This window comes from Paraburkholderia sp. SOS3, assembly GCF_001922345.1.
Taxonomy (GTDB): Bacteria; Pseudomonadota; Gammaproteobacteria; order Burkholderiales; family Burkholderiaceae; genus Paraburkholderia.
The window spans coordinates 4,103,035-4,118,164 of the sequence record NZ_CP018811.1; the positions used below are offsets into that span (position 1 = coordinate 4,103,035).

The window sequence follows — 15,130 nt, forward strand, 5'->3', positions numbered from 1 at the left end:
CGTCGCCTTCGGGGCTGTCTTCGCGGTCGCTCGTCGTGTCGCCCACGGGGTTGCCGATCGGGTCGCAAATCGGCTCGCCTTTCGCGTCGGTCGTTGCCTGGCTCGACAATCTGTCGGCTGCGGCCGGCGCGGCCTTCGCGATGCTGCCGCTCGCGCTGCAGATCGCCTTCGCGGCCGCGTTCGGGCTCGTGGTCGGCAGTTTCCTGAACGTCGTCGTACACCGGCTGCCGATCATGCTCGAACGCGCATGGCGTGCCGAAGTCGCCGATGCCACGGGTCAGCACGTCGACGACGACGGCCTGCCGCCGCGTTATAACCTGTGGCTGCCGCGCAGCGCGTGCCCGCATTGCGGCCACTTGCTGCGCGCGTGGGAGAACGTACCCGTCGTCAGCTATCTGCTGCTGCGCGGCCGCTGCTCGCAATGCAAAACGCGCGTGAGCCTCCGTTATCCATTGATCGAAATCGCAAGCGCCGTCTGCGCGGTCGCGTCGCTCGTGCTGTTCGGTCCGGGCGGCACCGCGCTCGCCGCGTTTGGCCTCTGCGCCACGCTGCTCGCGACGAGCGCTATCGATATCGACACCCACTTGCTGCCCGATTCGCTGACGCTCCCATTGCTGTGGTCAGGCCTGATCCTCAACTTCGGCGGCCTCTTCGCGAGCCTGTCCGATGCCGTGCTCGGCGCGATTGCCGGTTATCTCGCGCTATGGTGCGTACACTGGGCATTCAAGCTCGTGCGCGGCATTGAAGGCATGGGCTACGGCGACTTCAAGCTGCTTGCCGCGCTGGGCGCCTGGCTTGGGTGGGCCGCGCTGCCGCAAATCATTCTGATCGCCGCGGTCGCCGGCGCGCTCGTCGGTCTCGTTGCCACCTGGCGCGGCCGGATGCGCTTTGAAGAACCGCTGCCGTTCGGCCCGTTTCTCGCGGCCGGCGGTGCGCTCACGCTGTTTCTCGGTACGCCGCTTTATTTCGCTCTCGGAGGCTGACGCATGTTTGCTGTTGGGTTGACGGGCGGCATCGGCAGCGGCAAGTCATTCGTCGCCGATCGCTTCGCGACGCGCGGCGTGCCAATCGTCGACACGGACGCGATCGCGCATCGCATCACGGCGCCGCACGGTCTTGCGATGCCCGCGATCGCGAGCGAATTCGGCGCTTCGTTCGTCGCGCCCGACGGTTCACTCGATCGCGCACGCATGCGAGCGCTTGTCTTTAGCGACGAAAACGCGAGGCGCCGCCTCGAAGCGATCACTCACCCGTTGATCCGTGCGGAGACCGAACGTGAGCGGCGCGACGCGCGCGGCCCCTATGCAATGATCGTGGTGCCGCTGCTCGTCGAATCGGGAAGCTGGAAGACGCGTGTGGATCGCGTGCTCGTCGTCGACTGCAGCGTCGAGACGCAGATCGGGCGCGTCATGCGCCGCAACGCGTTCACGCGCGAGCAGGTGCTTGCGATCATCGCCCGCCAGGCGACGCGTGAGGCACGCCTCGCAGCCGCCGACGATGTGATCGTCAACAACGACCAGTCAACGGTCGAAGCACTCGATGCACGCGTCGAAGAATTGCACCGTCTGTATATGTCGGAATCAGCCGGCGCGCCGTAAGCGCGTTTTCAAGGGCTTATGCGACACCCGTGCTCAAGTCATTCCGGTTTCGAAAATGTCCCTCGAGCGCCCGAGAAAATCCGAAGGCCGGTGGAAAATCGGACAGCGCGCCGCGATTTCGCAGTAACCGGCGAGAAACGTGAGCGAAACACAAGCGAAAAATTTGCGAACTGGACGGATCCAGTGTTTCATTGCTAGGGTAGAGCCACGGCATTAGAATGTCCTGCAATTCAGTTACCGACCACGCGCGAGGCGATCCCGCTTGATTCTTTACGAGTATCCCTTCAACGAGCGAATCAGGACGCTGTTGCGCCTCGAAGACCTGTTCGAGCGCTTTACGTTCTTTTTGACTCAGGAAGATCCGAGGGAACATCATGTCGCGCTGACCACGCTGTTCGAGATCTCCGAAGTCGCCGGCCGCGCGGATCTGAAGTCGGACCTGATGAAGGAACTCGAGCGGCAGCGTCAAACGCTCGCACCATTCCGCGGCAATCCGGGCATCGAGCAGAATGCGCTCGAAGCCGTGCTCGGTGAAATCGAGCAAACGCTTGCCGGCCTTGCGCAAATGCAGGGCAAAACGGGCCAGCATCTGGCCGACAACGAGTGGCTTTCGAGCATCCGTAGCCGCGCGATCATTCCAGGCGGCACCTGCAAGTTCGATCTTCCGTCGTACTACGCATGGCAGCAGACGCATGCGGACCAGCGCCGCCAGGATATCGCGAAGTGGGTCATGCCGCTGTTGCCGTTGCGCGATGCGGCCGCCATCGTGCTGCGTCTCGCGCGCGAATCGGGCCAGGCGTCGAAGGTCATGGCGATGCAGGGCAGCTACCAGCAGATGCTGTCGGGTCGCACGTATCAGCTGATGCAGGTGCGCGTGGCGCCGGAATTGCGCGTGATCCCCGAAGCGAGCGCGAACAAATATATGCTGTGGGTCCGCTTCACGGTGCAGGACGGCGATCTTCGTCCGCGCTCGGTCGATGTCGACGTGCCTTTTCAGCTCACGCTGTGTAGTCTGTAGGCGTCAGTCGCCGACCGTCGGTCGTCGTCGGTAGCCGGCCGTCGCCTGGCATCGGCAGCGCAGGACGGCAGACCAGGCACGCGCCATGCGCCATCGCGCGACGCGCTTTAATCCGCAGCCGGCGCCCCCAGATTCGACGTTCGTTACATTTCGATCGAACCATCGCCACAAACAGACAGAATGACCACCGTCGTCAAATGCCCGACTTGCGGCAAGGATGTCCGTTGGACCCCGGAGAGCCGCTTCCGCCCGTTCTGCTCCGAACGGTGCAAACAGATGGATCTCGGCGCCTGGGCCGCCGAGAAATACCGGATCGGCAGCAACGATGATGAGCCGCCGTCAGACGAGACGCCCGGCGAAAACGCACATCATTGAAGTTCGCCGCAAAGCTCGCACTCCCCACTCACCCGGTTACTCCGCCGCGAGCCATTCGAGCACCGGTATCGTCGCAGGCAGCAGCGGTGTGACGTCAGCGGGCAACGTCTGCCAGACGAAAGCCTGGCCTTCGCGGCCGTGCGGCTCGCCGGCCCACTCGGTCACCTTGCAGAAATAGAGCCGCACATACGCATGCGGATAGTCGTGTTCGAGCGTATGCCAGCGGTGGCAGGCCTGCACGTCGATGCCGAGTTCTTCGTGCAGTTCGCGCGAAAGTGCCGCCTCGACCGTCTCGCCGGGTTCGAGCTTGCCGCCCGGAAACTCCCAGTAACCTTCATACGGCTTGCCTGCCGGCCTCTGCGCGAGCAGATAGCGTCCGCCCGGCTGCACGAGCACGCCGACCGCGACCTCGGTCACCGGCCGCGGCGCCGCCGCGGCTTGCGGCGCATTGTCCGCGGCAGCCGTCATGCCGGCGCCCGACGACCCGACCAGTCACGCGCGAACTGCCACGCAACGCGCCCCGAGCGCGAGCCGCGTTCGAGCGCCCACACGAGCGCATCGCCGCGCGCGGCTTCGACGCCCGCGTCGTCGCAGCCGAAATGGCGCAGCCAGTGCGCGACGATCGTCAGGTAATCGTCCTGCTTGAACGGATAGAAGCTGACCCACAGCCCGAAGCGCTCGGACAGCGAGATCTTTTCCTCGACCACTTCGCCCGGATGAATCTCACCGTCGGCCGTGTGCTTGTACGTCTCGTTGTCGCTCATGTATTCGGGCAGCAGATGGCGGCGATTCGAGGTCGCGTAGATCAGCACGTTGTCCGATTGCGCGGCCACCGAGCCGTCGAGCGCAACCTTCAGCGCCTTGTAGCCGGACTCGCCGTCCTCGAACGACAGATCGTCGCAGAACACGACAAAGCGCTCGGGCCGCATCGAGATCAGATCGACGATGTCGCCGAGATCGTGCAGATCGTCCTTGTCGACTTCGATGAGGCGCAAGCCGTCCTTCGCATACGCATTGAGGCAGGCCTTGATCAGCGACGACTTCCCCGTGCCGCGCGCACCGGTGAGCAGCACGTTGTTCGCCGGCTGCTTGTGGACGAACTGGCGCGTGTTCTGCTCGATCAGCTCCTTCTGGCGGTCGATGTTCTGCAGGTCCGCAAGCGAAATCAGGGAAATGGATGGCACCGGTTGCAGAAAGCCGCGTCCCTGGCGCTTGCGCCAGCGAAATGCGACCGCGGCCGACCAGTCGACGTCGGGCGCCGCAGGCGGCAGCATTGCTTCGAGACGGCCCAGCACCGCTTCGGCGCGGGTCAACAGTTGTTCGAGTTTATCCATGGCTAAAGAGAGAGGCGGTCGGGATGCTTGCCGCGCGTGCCGATTCAGGCAGCGCCGCGCCCGATCAGGAACGGTAATCGGCGTTGATGCTTACGTATTCGTGCGACAGGTCGCAAGTCCAGATCGTGGCTTGCGCATCGCCACGGCCTAGCAGCACGCGAATCAGGATCTCGCTCTTCTTCATCACGCGCTGGCCGTCTTCCTCACGATACGCCGGATTGCGTCCGCCTGCCTTCGCGACGAGCACGTCGTCGAGATACAGATCGATCTTGCCGACGTCGAGATCGTTGACGCCCGCATAGCCGATCGCGGCGAGAATGCGGCCCAGATTCGGATCCGACGCGTAAAACGCCGTCTTCACAAGCGGCGAATGACCGATCGCGTAGGCGATCTGCCGGCATTCGGCGACGCTCGTGCCGCCTTCGACCTGCACCGTCATGAACTTCGTCGCACCCTCGCCGTCGCGCACGATCAGCTGCGCGAGGGTCTGCGCCACGTCGGTCACCGCGTCGCGCAGCGCGGCATAAGCCGCCGAATCGGTCGACGCGATCGCCGGCAGGCTCGACTTGCCCGACGCAATCAGGATGAACGAGTCGTTCGTCGACGTATCGCCGTCGATCGTAATGCAGTTGAACGAGCGGTCCGCGACATGTTTGACGAGCGCGTCGAGCACAGGCTGCGAGACGGCCGCATCGAACGCGAGGAAGCCGAGCATCGTCGCCATGTTCGGCTTGATCATGCCGGCGCCCTTGCTGATGCCGGTCAGCGTGATCGTATGGCCGTCGATCTTCACCTGGCGCGACGCGGCTTTCGGTAGCGTGTCGGTGGTCATGATCGACTGCGCGGCGTCGTACCAGTGCGCAGCCGCGCGATTCGCAAGCGCGGCGGGCAAGCCGGCCTTGAGCCGGTCGATCGGCAGCGGTTCGAGAATGACGCCGGTCGAAAACGGCAGCACCTGCTCGGGCGCAATACCCGCGAGCCGCGCAAGCTCGTTGCAAGTTTCGCGCGCGTGCGCGAGGCCAGGTTCGCCCGTGCCCGCATTCGCGTTGCCGGTATTGATGACGAGCGCGCGGATGCCCTTGCCGCTACCGCTGCCGCGCGCGCGCTCCAGATGCTCGCGGCACACCGTGACGGGCGCCGCGCAGAACCGGTTCGACGTGAACACGCCCGCAACCGTCGCGCCTTCGTCGACGGAAATCACGAGCACGTCCTTGCGATTCGGTTTGCGAATATTCGCTTCGGCCCAGCCGAGCGTGACGCCGGGTACCGGATGAAGTTGAGCGGGTTCGATCGAAGGGAAATTGACAGCCATGGGTGGCGACCTGTCGGAGCTGAAAATGCCGGCGCGCGCTAGCAGGCAGCCGCCGGCATCGGAACATAACTGGCTATCCGGCACGGCGCCGGATAGCCGCGAAATTCAGTGGCGACGTACCGCAGAAACGACGTCGGAACTGACGCACACACTACCGCAAAAATAACGGCGAACGCACCGCTAAAAACAACGGAATACGACCGTAGAAACGACGCGGCGCGCATTGAGCGCGCCGCCTTTCATCCTGCCTGCAGCGTCAGGCGATCTTGCCGTGACACTGCTTGTACTTCTTGCCGCTGCCGCACGGGCACGGATCGTTGCGGCCGACCTTCGGGATGCCGTCGCTCGCGCGCGGCACGCCAGCCGCCGCGGCGGCGGTGCCGCGCGGCGCATGGCTCATCGCATCGCCGATCATCGTCGCGGCCGCATCGGCAGCCACGGGCGCCGCGGCCACGGCCGTCGCCGCGTTCGAATCGGAGTAGTCGGCATGCCGGAACTCGACGTTCTCGAGATGGCCGCCCTGTTCCTCATACTGCTCGGCAGCCTGCTCGAGCTGCTCGGGCGACTGGATCTGCACGTTCATGACGATGCGCGTGACTTCGAGCTTCACCGCATCGAGCATCGCGGCGAACAGTTCGAACGCCTCGCGCTTGTATTCCTGCTTCGGGTTCTTCTGCGCATAGCCGCGCAGGTGAATGCCCTGGCGCAGATGGTCGAGCGCCGCGAGATGTTCGCGCCAGCTCCGATCGAGCGTCTGCAGCATGATCGAGCGCTCGAACGCGCTGAACGATTCGCGGCCGACGAGCGTGACTTTCGCTTCGTATGCTTCGTCCGCAGCCGCGGTCACGGCTTCGAGAATCTCGTCCGCGTCGATCGACTGCGATTCGTTGATCATTTCCTGAATCGCGAGATCGAGCTGCCAGTCGTTGCGCAGCACTTCTTCGAGCTCGGGCACGTCCCACTGCTCTTCGATGCTGCCCGGCGCCACGAACTGGCGCACGATGTCGCCGATCACGCCGTGGCGCATCGCGCCGATCGTCTCGGCGATGTCGTGCGCTTCGAGCAATTCGTTGCGCTGCTGGTAGATCACCTTGCGCTGATCGTTCGCGACGTCGTCGTATTCGAGCAACTGCTTGCGGATATCGAAGTTGCGCGCCTCGACCTTGCGCTGCGCCGATTCGATCGAACGCGTGACGATGCCCGCTTCGATCGCCTCGCCTTCGGGCATCTTGAGCCGGTCCATGATCGCGCGCACGCGGTCGCCGGCGAAAATGCGCAGCAGCGGATCTTCGAGCGACAGATAGAAACGCGACGAACCCGGATCGCCTTGGCGGCCCGCACGGCCACGCAGCTGATTGTCGATGCGGCGCGACTCGTGGCGCTCGGTGCCGATAATGTGCAGGCCGCCTGCGGCCTTCACCTGATCGTGCAGCGTTTGCCATTCGCCATGCAGTTGCGCGATGCGGCGCTGTTTCTCGTCGGCGGGAATCGATTCGTCGACTTCGAGGAACGCCGCCTGTTTCTCGGCATTGCCGCCGAGCACGATGTCGGTACCGCGGCCGGCCATGTTGGTCGCGATCGTGATGCGCTGCGGCCGTCCGGCTTCGGCGACGATCGCTGCTTCGCGCTCGTGCTGTTTCGCGTTGAGCACTTCGTGCGGCAAGCCCGCTTTGTTCAGCAGATGTGACAGCAGTTCCGAGTTTTCGATCGACGTCGTGCCGACGAGCACCGGCTGGCCGCGCTCGTAGCATTCGTGGATGTCGCGGATCACCGCATCGTAGCGTTCGCGCGCGGTCTTGTAGATCTGATCCTGGCGATCGATCCGCTTCGGCGGCCGGTTCGTCGGAATCACGACTGTCTCGAGACCGTAGATCTCGTTGAATTCGTACGCTTCGGTGTCGGCCGTGCCGGTCATGCCGGACAGCTTGCCGTACATACGGAAGTAGTTCTGGAACGTGATCGAAGCGAGCGTCTGGTTTTCGCTCTGGATCTTGACGTGCTCCTTCGCCTCGACCGCCTGATGCAGGCCGTCGGACCAGCGGCGACCGGCCATCAGACGGCCGGTGAATTCGTCGACGATGACGACTTCGCCGTTCTGCACGACGTAGTGCTGATCGCGGTGGAACAACGTGTGCGCGCGCAGCGCCGCGTACACGTGGTGCATCAACGTGATGTTCTGCGGCGCGTACAAGCTCTCGCCGTCGCCGATCAGGCCCCACTCGGCGAGCAGCCGCTCGGCTTTCTCGTGACCCGATTCCGTGAGGAACACCTGGCGCGCTTTTTCGTCGAGCGTGTAGTCGCCCGGCTTTTCGACGCCCGTACCATCGGCCTTTTCTTCGCCGATCTGCCGCTCGAGCAGCGGCGGCAGCGCATTCATGCGCACGTACAGATCGGTATGGTCTTCGGCCTGGCCCGAGATGATGAGCGGCGTGCGCGCCTCGTCGATCAGGATCGAGTCCACTTCGTCGACGATTGCAAAGTTGAGCGCCCGCTGCACGCGCGCCTCGGTCTCGTAGACCATGTTGTCGCGCAGGTAGTCGAAACCGAACTCGTTGTTCGTACCGTACGTGATGTCCGCGGCATAGGCTTCCTGTTTGAAGCTGTGATCCATCTGCGACAGATTCACGCCGACCGACAAGCCGAGGAAGTTGTACAGCCGGCCCATCCACTCGGCATCGCGCTGCGCGAGGTAGTCGTTGACGGTCACGACGTGCACGCCGCGGCCCGACAGCGCATTCAGATACGCGGCGAGCGTCGCGACGAGCGTTTTGCCCTCGCCGGTGCGCATTTCGGCGATCTTGCCGTAGTGCAGCACCATGCCGCCGATCAGCTGCACGTCGAAGTGGCGCATCTTAAGCACGCGCTTGCTCGCCTCCCGGCAAACCGCGAATGCTTCCGGCAACAGCTTGTCGAGCGACTCTCCGCCCGCCACCCGCTGACGGAATTCGCCGGTTTTCGCGCGTAACTGGTCGTCCGTCAGTTTCTCGATCTGCGGTTCGAGCGCATTGATCGACACGACGGTCTTTTGATATTGCTTGACGAGGCGCTGGTTGCGACTGCCAAAAATCTTTTGTAGAAAACCGGTGATCATCGGGTCGGTGTCTCTGCGTCGCGGCTTCGGCGAGGAAAGCGAGAAAGCGCGGCCGGGGTCGTGCCCTCGCTCACCCGTTGTCGGAAGTGCCTCGGCGGCTTGTCAAGGAGTGAATTCGAATCGGGGATTTTAGCACGCGGCCCAACGCGCGCCTGTGTCGAACCTCAGATCGCTGTCGGCTCTTCCCGACCGGCATTGTGACGCGTGCCAGTGCGCCCGTCATCATGCGCGCATGGTCCCGATTGTGCATGGTGGTTTGATTGCGCAAGCGGGCCGGCAAACGCCGCACGGTACAATGGTCTGTCTATTCGGAATAGGCGGAATATGCCGAATCGCCGCTGCTTGCGGTTCTCCAGCGCCACCACTGTCAAACATGAGCCGCTCTTCGTCGAATTCAAGGCCGCCGTTTTCGAAGCCGACCGCACAGTCGCCGTCCGCGAGGTTTTCGCCGTCATACGACGTGCGGCGCCCGCAACGGCTCGCCGATGTGCTGGCGCGCACCGACGCCTTTTCCGCGTTGCGCGCGGGCGTCGAGCAGATTGCAGCACTGGAACGCGACCTTGCCGCGCTCCTGCCCGACTATCTGGCGACGAGCGTCGAGCCCGGCTTCATCAAGGACGGCGTGCTGGCGATCTTTGCCGCGCACAATGCGCTCGCGGCGCGTTTGCGGCATCTCGAGCCGCGGCTCGTGGCCGATTTGCAGCAGCGCGGCTGGGCAGTCGAATCGCTGAAAATTCGCGTGCGGCCGAAGGCGGTCGAGCCGCCGCGGCCGATCAAGCAGGCCCGCATGACGCGTGTCGGCGCCGATGCGCTGCATGAATTGAGCGAATCGCTCGAGCCTTCGCCGCTGCAGGCGGCCCTCGCACGGATGGCTGCACGGCATCGCAAGTGAAGCCTCGCACCGGGTGCGTTTGCGCGCACGGCAAAACAAAAAGCGACCCGGCTGGGTCGCTTCTTTGTTCACACGTTTGAACACGTTGCGCGAGACAAACCGCCCCGCGCGCCGCGCTTACGCGAATGCCGTCTGCGTATCGTACGCAAATCCGCGCGGCGCCTTCTGCGGATCGTCGAACGTGACGATTTCGTACGCGTCCTCATGCGCGAGCAACTCGCGCAGCAGCGCATTGTTCAGACCATGGCCCGACTTGTACGCATCGTACGACGCGAGCAGCGGATGGCCGACCACGTAAAGGTCGCCGATCGCATCGAGCATCTTGTGCTTGACGAACTCGTCGTCGTAACGCAGCCCGTCGTTGTTCAGAATGCGGTACTCGTCGAGCACGATGGCGTTGTCCATGCTGCCGCCGCGTGCAAGGCCCAGTTCACGCATGGTTTCTACTTCGTGCGCGAAGCCGAACGTACGCGCCCGTGCGATCTCGCGCACATACGACGTATTCGCGAAGTCCACTTCGAGCGCCTGGCCCGTCTTATCGACGGCCGGATGGCGGAAATCGATCGTGAATTTGAGCTTGAAGCCGAAATACGGATCGAGGCGCGCGTACTTGTCGCCGTCGCGAATCTCGACCGGCTTCTTTACCTTGATGAACTTCTTCGCGGCGTTCTGTTCTTCGATGCCGGCCGACTGGATCAGAAACACGAACGAGGCGGCGCTGCCGTCCATGATCGGAATCTCTTCAGCAGTGACGTCGACATACAGGTTGTCGATGCCGAGGCCCGCACAGGCGGACATCAGGTGCTCGACCGTCGACACGCGCGCGCCGTCCTTCTGCAACACCGATGCGAGCCGCGTATCGCCGATCGACATTGCCGACGCAGGGATGTCCACGGGCGCGGGCAGGTCCACGCGCGAAAACACGATGCCCGTGTCCGGCGCCGCTGGCCGAAGCGTGAGATCGACCTTGCGTCCCGAATGCAAGCCGATGCCGACCGTCTTGACGATCGATTTGATGGTGCGCTGCTTCAACATGATGGTCTTCTATTCCATTCAGCATCCCGACCGGCCCTGCGCCCGAAGATTGCAAACACGCGCGGGGTTGAGGATCAACGACTCGGAGTCGATTGAAATCGCCAATCGGGACTTTTTAACCCATAGAGAGGATTATACCCCATCCGCCTTTGAGGCACTGCCGTCTGGTCGTATCAATCTGTTTCGCGACATTACGCCAGGCGCGAATGCGGCGATACCTGTTTAAACAAAGATGGGGCCGATGCCCGGAATGGAGGCGTTTCCGGTCATCGGCCCGAGCGGATCATCCGCGAGGCCAGGTTACGGCCTGTCACAATGACGTCACGCCAGGCGTTGCCAGCGTGCAACACGCGCACCACGCGTGCCGCGCACATTGCGACTACTTCAACGTTGCGAGAACGCTCTGCGCATCGCTGACTTCGAACTTGCCGGGTGCTTCGACGTTGAGCGTCTTGACCACGCCATCGTCGACCACCATCGCGTAGCGCTGCGAGCGAATGCCCATGCCACGCGCCGACAAATCCTGATCCAGACCGAGCGCTCTGGTGAAAGCCGCACTACCGTCCGCCATCATGCGCACCTTGCCCGCGGTGCGCTGATCGCGTCCCCACGCGCCCATCACGAACGCGTCGTTGACGGACACGCACCAGATCTCGTCGATGCCCGCGGCACGCAGCTGCCCGGCCGCTTCGACGTAACCCGGCACATGTCTGGCCGAACAGGTCGGCGTGAACGCGCCCGGCAATCCGAAGATCACCACACGCTTGCCCGCCGTTTCGTGACTCACGCTGAAGCTGTTCGCTCCGATCGTGCAGCCCTCGCGCGGCTCGTCGATCATTTCGAAGACGGTCGCGTCGGGCAGTTTTTCACCAGTCTTGATCATGCTCGTTCCTTCACTCGATGATGCGGGAGCTGCTCGCACGTAAACACCTGGAAAGCGGCATTTCATCCGATCTCATTTCATTAATGAGGATGGCAAAACCGGTCCGGCCGCTTCGAAAACTCGAAGAGGGCAACCGTCCTTGCCGCGCGTCTTGCGAGACGCGGTCTGTATGCCGTTCCATCTGTCACGCTCGTGCATTCGAAGGGCGCAAAATGCAATGCAGCAAATGCCAATGCAGCGTGCGCCGCGACGAAAGCCCGCTCCTCGCGTGTCAGTCAGCCTGCTTGCGCAGGAAAGCCGGGATGTCGTACGTGTCGACGCCCTTTTCCTGCAGCGCCTGCACATGCGAAGCCGCGGTATCGCGCGACGTGCGCCACACGGCCGGCGTATCGAGCGAACCGTAGTCCGCCGTCTGTGCCGGCTGCGTCGCGTAGCCGTGCTGCATCGCGTGATTATTGACCGGCGCGTTGTCGGTACCGGTACGCAGCAGCGTCATCGGCGCCGATTGCTGCTTCTTCGCCGTGCGGCCGAGGCCCGTCGCCACGACGGTCACGCGCAGCGCGTCGCCCATCGCGTCATCGTACACGGCGCCGAAAATCACCGTTGCGTCGTCGGCAGCATAGCTCTTGATCGTGTTCATCACTTCGCGCGTTTCCGACAGACGCAGCGAACGGCTCGACGTGATGTTGACGAGCACCCCGCGCGCACCCGACAGATCGACGCCTTCGAGCAGCGGACTTGCCACTGCCTGCTCGGCCGCAAGACGCGCGCGATCGACGCCGGCCACCGTCGCCGTGCCCATCATCGCCTTGCCCTGCTCGCCCATCACCGTCTTCACGTCTTCGAAGTCGACGTTCACGAGACCGTCGACGTTGATGATTTCCGCGATGCCGGCAACCGCGTTGTTCAACACGTCGTCAGCGCACTGGAAGCATTTGTCCATCTCGGCGTCGTCGCCCATCACCTCGAACAGCTTGTCGTTCAGAACGACGATCAGCGAGTCGACGTGATCCTCCAGTTGCTGCGAACCTGCTTCGGCGACACGCATGCGCTTGCCGCCTTCGAATTCGAACGGCTTGCTCACGACGCCGACCGTCAGAATCCCCATTTCCTTCGCGATCTGCGCGACCACCGGCGCCGCACCCGTGCCGGTGCCGCCACCCATACCCGCGGTGATGAACACCATGTGCGCGCCGCGCATCGAGTCGGCGATACGCTCGCGCGCTTCTTCGGCGGCCGCGCGACCCATTTCCGGCTTGGCGCCCGCACCGAGCCCGGTCTTGCCGAGTTGCAGCACGCTGCTCGCCTTCGAACGCGACAACACCTGGGCATCGGTGTTCATCACGATGAAGTCGACACCCTGCACACCGCGGTTGATCATGTGCTGCACGGCATTGCCGCCTGCACCACCTACACCAATCACCTTGATGATGGTGCCGTTGGTTTCCGTTTCCAGCATCTCGAATTCCATATTGCCTCCGTCAAGAAAAAAGTCTCATTCGGCCGTTATCCGGCAGGAGATCGGGCAACCCCCTGTCGCGCGCCGGCCGCCGGCACCAGCGCGAATTCGGTTCGTTAAAAGTTGCCGAGGAACCAGTCCTTCATGCGCGTGAACACCTGTCCCATCGAGCCGGACTGCACCGCGACCTTGCGGCCGCGCATGCGCTGCGAGCGCCCTTCGACAAGCAGGCCCATCGCAGTCGAGTAGCGCGGGTTGCGCACCACGTCCGCGAGTCCGCCCGCGTATTCGGGCACGCCGATGCGCACCGGCTTCAGGAAAATGTCTTCACCGAGCTCGACCATGCCGGGCATCATCGATGCGCCGCCGGTCAGCACCACGCCGGAGCTCAGCAGTTCCTCGTAACCCGACTCGCGCACGACCTGCTGCACGAGCGAAAACAGTTCTTCGACGCGCGGCTCGATGACGGCCGCGAGCGCCTGGCGCGACAGCGTGCGCGGACCGCGCTCGCCGAGTCCCGGCACTTCGATCATTTCGTCGGGATCGGCCAGCGCCTGCTTGGCGATGCCGTAGCCGACCTTGATGTCTTCCGCGTCCGGCGTCGGCGTGCGCAGCGCCATCGCGATGTCGCTCGTCACCTGGTCGCCGGCGATCGGAATCACCGCCGTGTGGCGGATCGCGCCTTCGCTGAAAATCGCGATATCGGTCGTGCCGCCGCCGATATCGACGAGCACCACGCCGAGCTCTTTCTCGTCGTCCGTCAGCACCGCGAGCGACGACGCGAGCGGCTGCAGGATCAGATCGTTCACTTCGAGGCCGCAGCGGCGCACGCACTTCACGATGTTCTGCGCCGCGCTCACTGCGCCGGTCACGATATGCACCTTCACTTCGAGCCGGATGCCGCTCATCCCGATCGGCTCGCGCACATCCTCCTGGCCGTCGATGATGAATTCCTGCGTGAGAATATGCAGCACCTGCTGGTCGGTCGGAATGTTGATCGCCTTCGCCGTTTCGATCACGCGCGCCACGTCGGTTTGCGTGACTTCCTTCTCCTTGATCGCGACCATTCCGCTCGAATTGAAGCTGCGGATATGGCTGCCGGCAATGCCGGTGAACACATTCGTGATCTTGCAGTCGGCCATCAGCTCCGCTTCTTCGAGCGCGCGCTGGATCGACTGCACGGTGGCCTCGATATTCACCACCACGCCTTTCTTGAGCCCCTTCGACTCGCTCTGGCCAAGGCCGATCACTTCGTAGTGACCTTCGCCTTTCAGCTCGGCGACGATCGCCACGACTTTCGCCGTCCCGATATCGAGGGCCACCAGCAGATCTTTATAGTCTTTACTCATAGCGTGCTCATTGCGAGTGATGTCCTGTTACTTCTTGCCCTTGTCGGGTTCCGTAATGAAGCGCATGCCAGCTGCTCGAATCGCAAAACCGTTCGGATAACGCAAGTCCGCATACTCGATGTCCTTCCCCCAGCGCTGCGTCACCGCGGACCACGCCGCCGTCAAACGCCGGCAGCGGTCGTACAGCGTGTCCTGATTTCGTTCGCGGCCTAGTTCGACCTGCATGCCGTTCGACAGCTTGACCGTCCACGCATAGCGCGGCGACAGCGTGACTTCGTCCGGCGTCGCGCCGATCGACGCGAACCACTTCTGGAAGTCGTGATAACGCGCGACGACTTCCTTCGCCGACCCGTCCGGCCCGTCGAACGCCGGCAACTCCTGATCGAGCTCGCCCTGATTCGCGGTAAAGAGATCGCCGTCGACGCTCACGAGCTGATCGCTGCCCCAAGTGCCGAGCGGCTTGTACTCTTCGAGCGTCACCGCGAGCGCATTCGGCCACACGCGCCGCACGCTCGCATGACGCACCCATGGCATCTGCTCGAACGACTGCCGCGCGGCATCGAGATCGACGGTGAAGAAATTGCCCTTCAGCCGACCAACGACGGTTGCGCGCACCGTCGGCGAATTGATGTGCTCGGTATCGCCGTCGATGCGGATCTCGCGCAGCGCGAAGTTCGGGCGCTGGATCAGCCAGTACGCGCCCGCCGCCAGCAGCACGAGCACCAGCAACGCATTGAGCGCGTTGGCGGCGAGGTTCAGCTGGCGAACGTTGTTCCACATGTTT

General features: G+C 63.5%; 14 protein-coding genes. 5 read left to right on the plus strand and 9 right to left on the minus strand.

The window, feature by feature from the left end; all coding sequences use genetic code 11:
- Window positions 1–140: 140 nt before the first annotated feature.
- From BTO02_RS18240 to yacG, 4 genes are all read left to right on the plus strand, one after another.
- On the plus strand, window positions 141–983 hold the full coding sequence (locus BTO02_RS18240) for a prepilin peptidase (RefSeq protein ID WP_232243548.1): 843 nt from the start codon (window positions 141–143) through the stop codon (window positions 981–983).
- Window positions 984–986: 3 nt separating this feature from the next.
- Window positions 987–1,598 (plus strand): dephospho-CoA kinase, encoded by a 612-nt coding sequence (gene coaE / locus BTO02_RS18245; protein WP_075158217.1) that lies wholly within the window; start codon window positions 987–989, stop codon window positions 1,596–1,598.
- Window positions 1,599–1,860: 262 nt separating this feature from the next.
- The gene (gene zapD / locus BTO02_RS18250) at window positions 1,861–2,616 is read left to right on the plus strand and encodes a cell division protein ZapD (protein ID WP_075158218.1); all 756 of its coding nucleotides are present in this window, start codon (window positions 1,861–1,863) and stop codon (window positions 2,614–2,616) included.
- 180 nt (window positions 2,617–2,796) lie between these two features.
- Entirely contained in the window at window positions 2,797–2,991 is a 195-nt protein-coding gene (yacG, locus tag BTO02_RS18255) for a DNA gyrase inhibitor YacG (RefSeq protein WP_075158219.1), read from the plus strand.
- Window positions 2,992–3,027: 36 nt separating this feature from the next.
- Here yacG and BTO02_RS18260 read toward each other — a convergent pair whose 3' ends face one another.
- The 4 genes from BTO02_RS18260 to secA all read right to left on the minus strand — a co-directional run bounded on the left by BTO02_RS18260 (window position 3,028) and on the right by secA (window position 8,728).
- Complete coding sequence (locus BTO02_RS18260) at window positions 3,028–3,459, minus strand: NUDIX domain-containing protein (protein WP_075158220.1); 432 nt, start codon at window positions 3,457–3,459, stop codon at window positions 3,028–3,030.
- Window positions 3,456–4,325 (minus strand): ATP-binding protein, encoded by an 870-nt coding sequence (locus BTO02_RS18265; RefSeq protein WP_075158221.1) that lies wholly within the window; start codon window positions 4,323–4,325, stop codon window positions 3,456–3,458. The genes BTO02_RS18260 and BTO02_RS18265 overlap by 4 nt, the downstream gene beginning before the upstream one ends.
- A 64-nt stretch (window positions 4,326–4,389) precedes the next feature.
- Window positions 4,390–5,637 carry a bifunctional glutamate N-acetyltransferase/amino-acid acetyltransferase ArgJ gene (argJ, locus tag BTO02_RS18270; protein ID WP_075158222.1) on the minus strand — a complete coding sequence of 416 codons (1,248 nt, stop codon included), beginning with the start codon at window positions 5,635–5,637 and terminating at the stop codon, window positions 4,390–4,392.
- A gap of 256 nt (window positions 5,638–5,893) precedes the next feature.
- On the minus strand, window positions 5,894–8,728 hold the full coding sequence (gene secA, locus BTO02_RS18275) for a preprotein translocase subunit SecA (protein WP_075158223.1): 2,835 nt from the start codon (window positions 8,726–8,728) through the stop codon (window positions 5,894–5,896).
- A gap of 373 nt (window positions 8,729–9,101) precedes the next feature.
- Between secA and BTO02_RS18280 the strand changes: the two genes are divergently transcribed.
- Window positions 9,102–9,620, plus strand: coding sequence for a DciA family protein (locus BTO02_RS18280; protein ID WP_075158224.1), 519 nt, complete (start codon window positions 9,102–9,104; stop codon window positions 9,618–9,620).
- A gap of 117 nt (window positions 9,621–9,737) precedes the next feature.
- Here the strand turns inward: BTO02_RS18280 and lpxC are convergent, their stop codons facing one another.
- From lpxC to BTO02_RS18310, 5 genes are all read right to left on the minus strand, one after another.
- Window positions 9,738–10,655, minus strand: a complete 918-nt coding sequence (gene lpxC, locus BTO02_RS18285; RefSeq protein WP_075158225.1) for a UDP-3-O-acyl-N-acetylglucosamine deacetylase — start codon at window positions 10,653–10,655, stop codon at window positions 9,738–9,740.
- 379 nt (window positions 10,656–11,034) lie between these two features.
- Entirely contained in the window at window positions 11,035–11,538 is a 504-nt protein-coding gene (locus BTO02_RS18295; protein WP_075158227.1) for a peroxiredoxin, read from the minus strand.
- 271 nt (window positions 11,539–11,809) lie between these two features.
- Window positions 11,810–13,009 (minus strand): cell division protein FtsZ, encoded by a 1,200-nt coding sequence (gene ftsZ, locus BTO02_RS18300; protein WP_075158228.1) that lies wholly within the window; start codon window positions 13,007–13,009, stop codon window positions 11,810–11,812.
- Window positions 13,010–13,113: 104 nt separating this feature from the next.
- Window positions 13,114–14,346, minus strand: coding sequence for a cell division protein FtsA (gene ftsA, locus BTO02_RS18305; protein ID WP_075158229.1), 1,233 nt, complete (start codon window positions 14,344–14,346; stop codon window positions 13,114–13,116).
- Between the two features lie 27 nt (window positions 14,347–14,373).
- Window positions 14,374–15,126: a cell division protein FtsQ/DivIB gene (locus BTO02_RS18310; RefSeq protein ID WP_075158230.1), complete on the minus strand. Its 753-nt coding sequence runs from the start codon at window positions 15,124–15,126 to the stop codon at window positions 14,374–14,376.
- Between the last annotated feature and the right edge of the window lie 4 nt (window positions 15,127–15,130).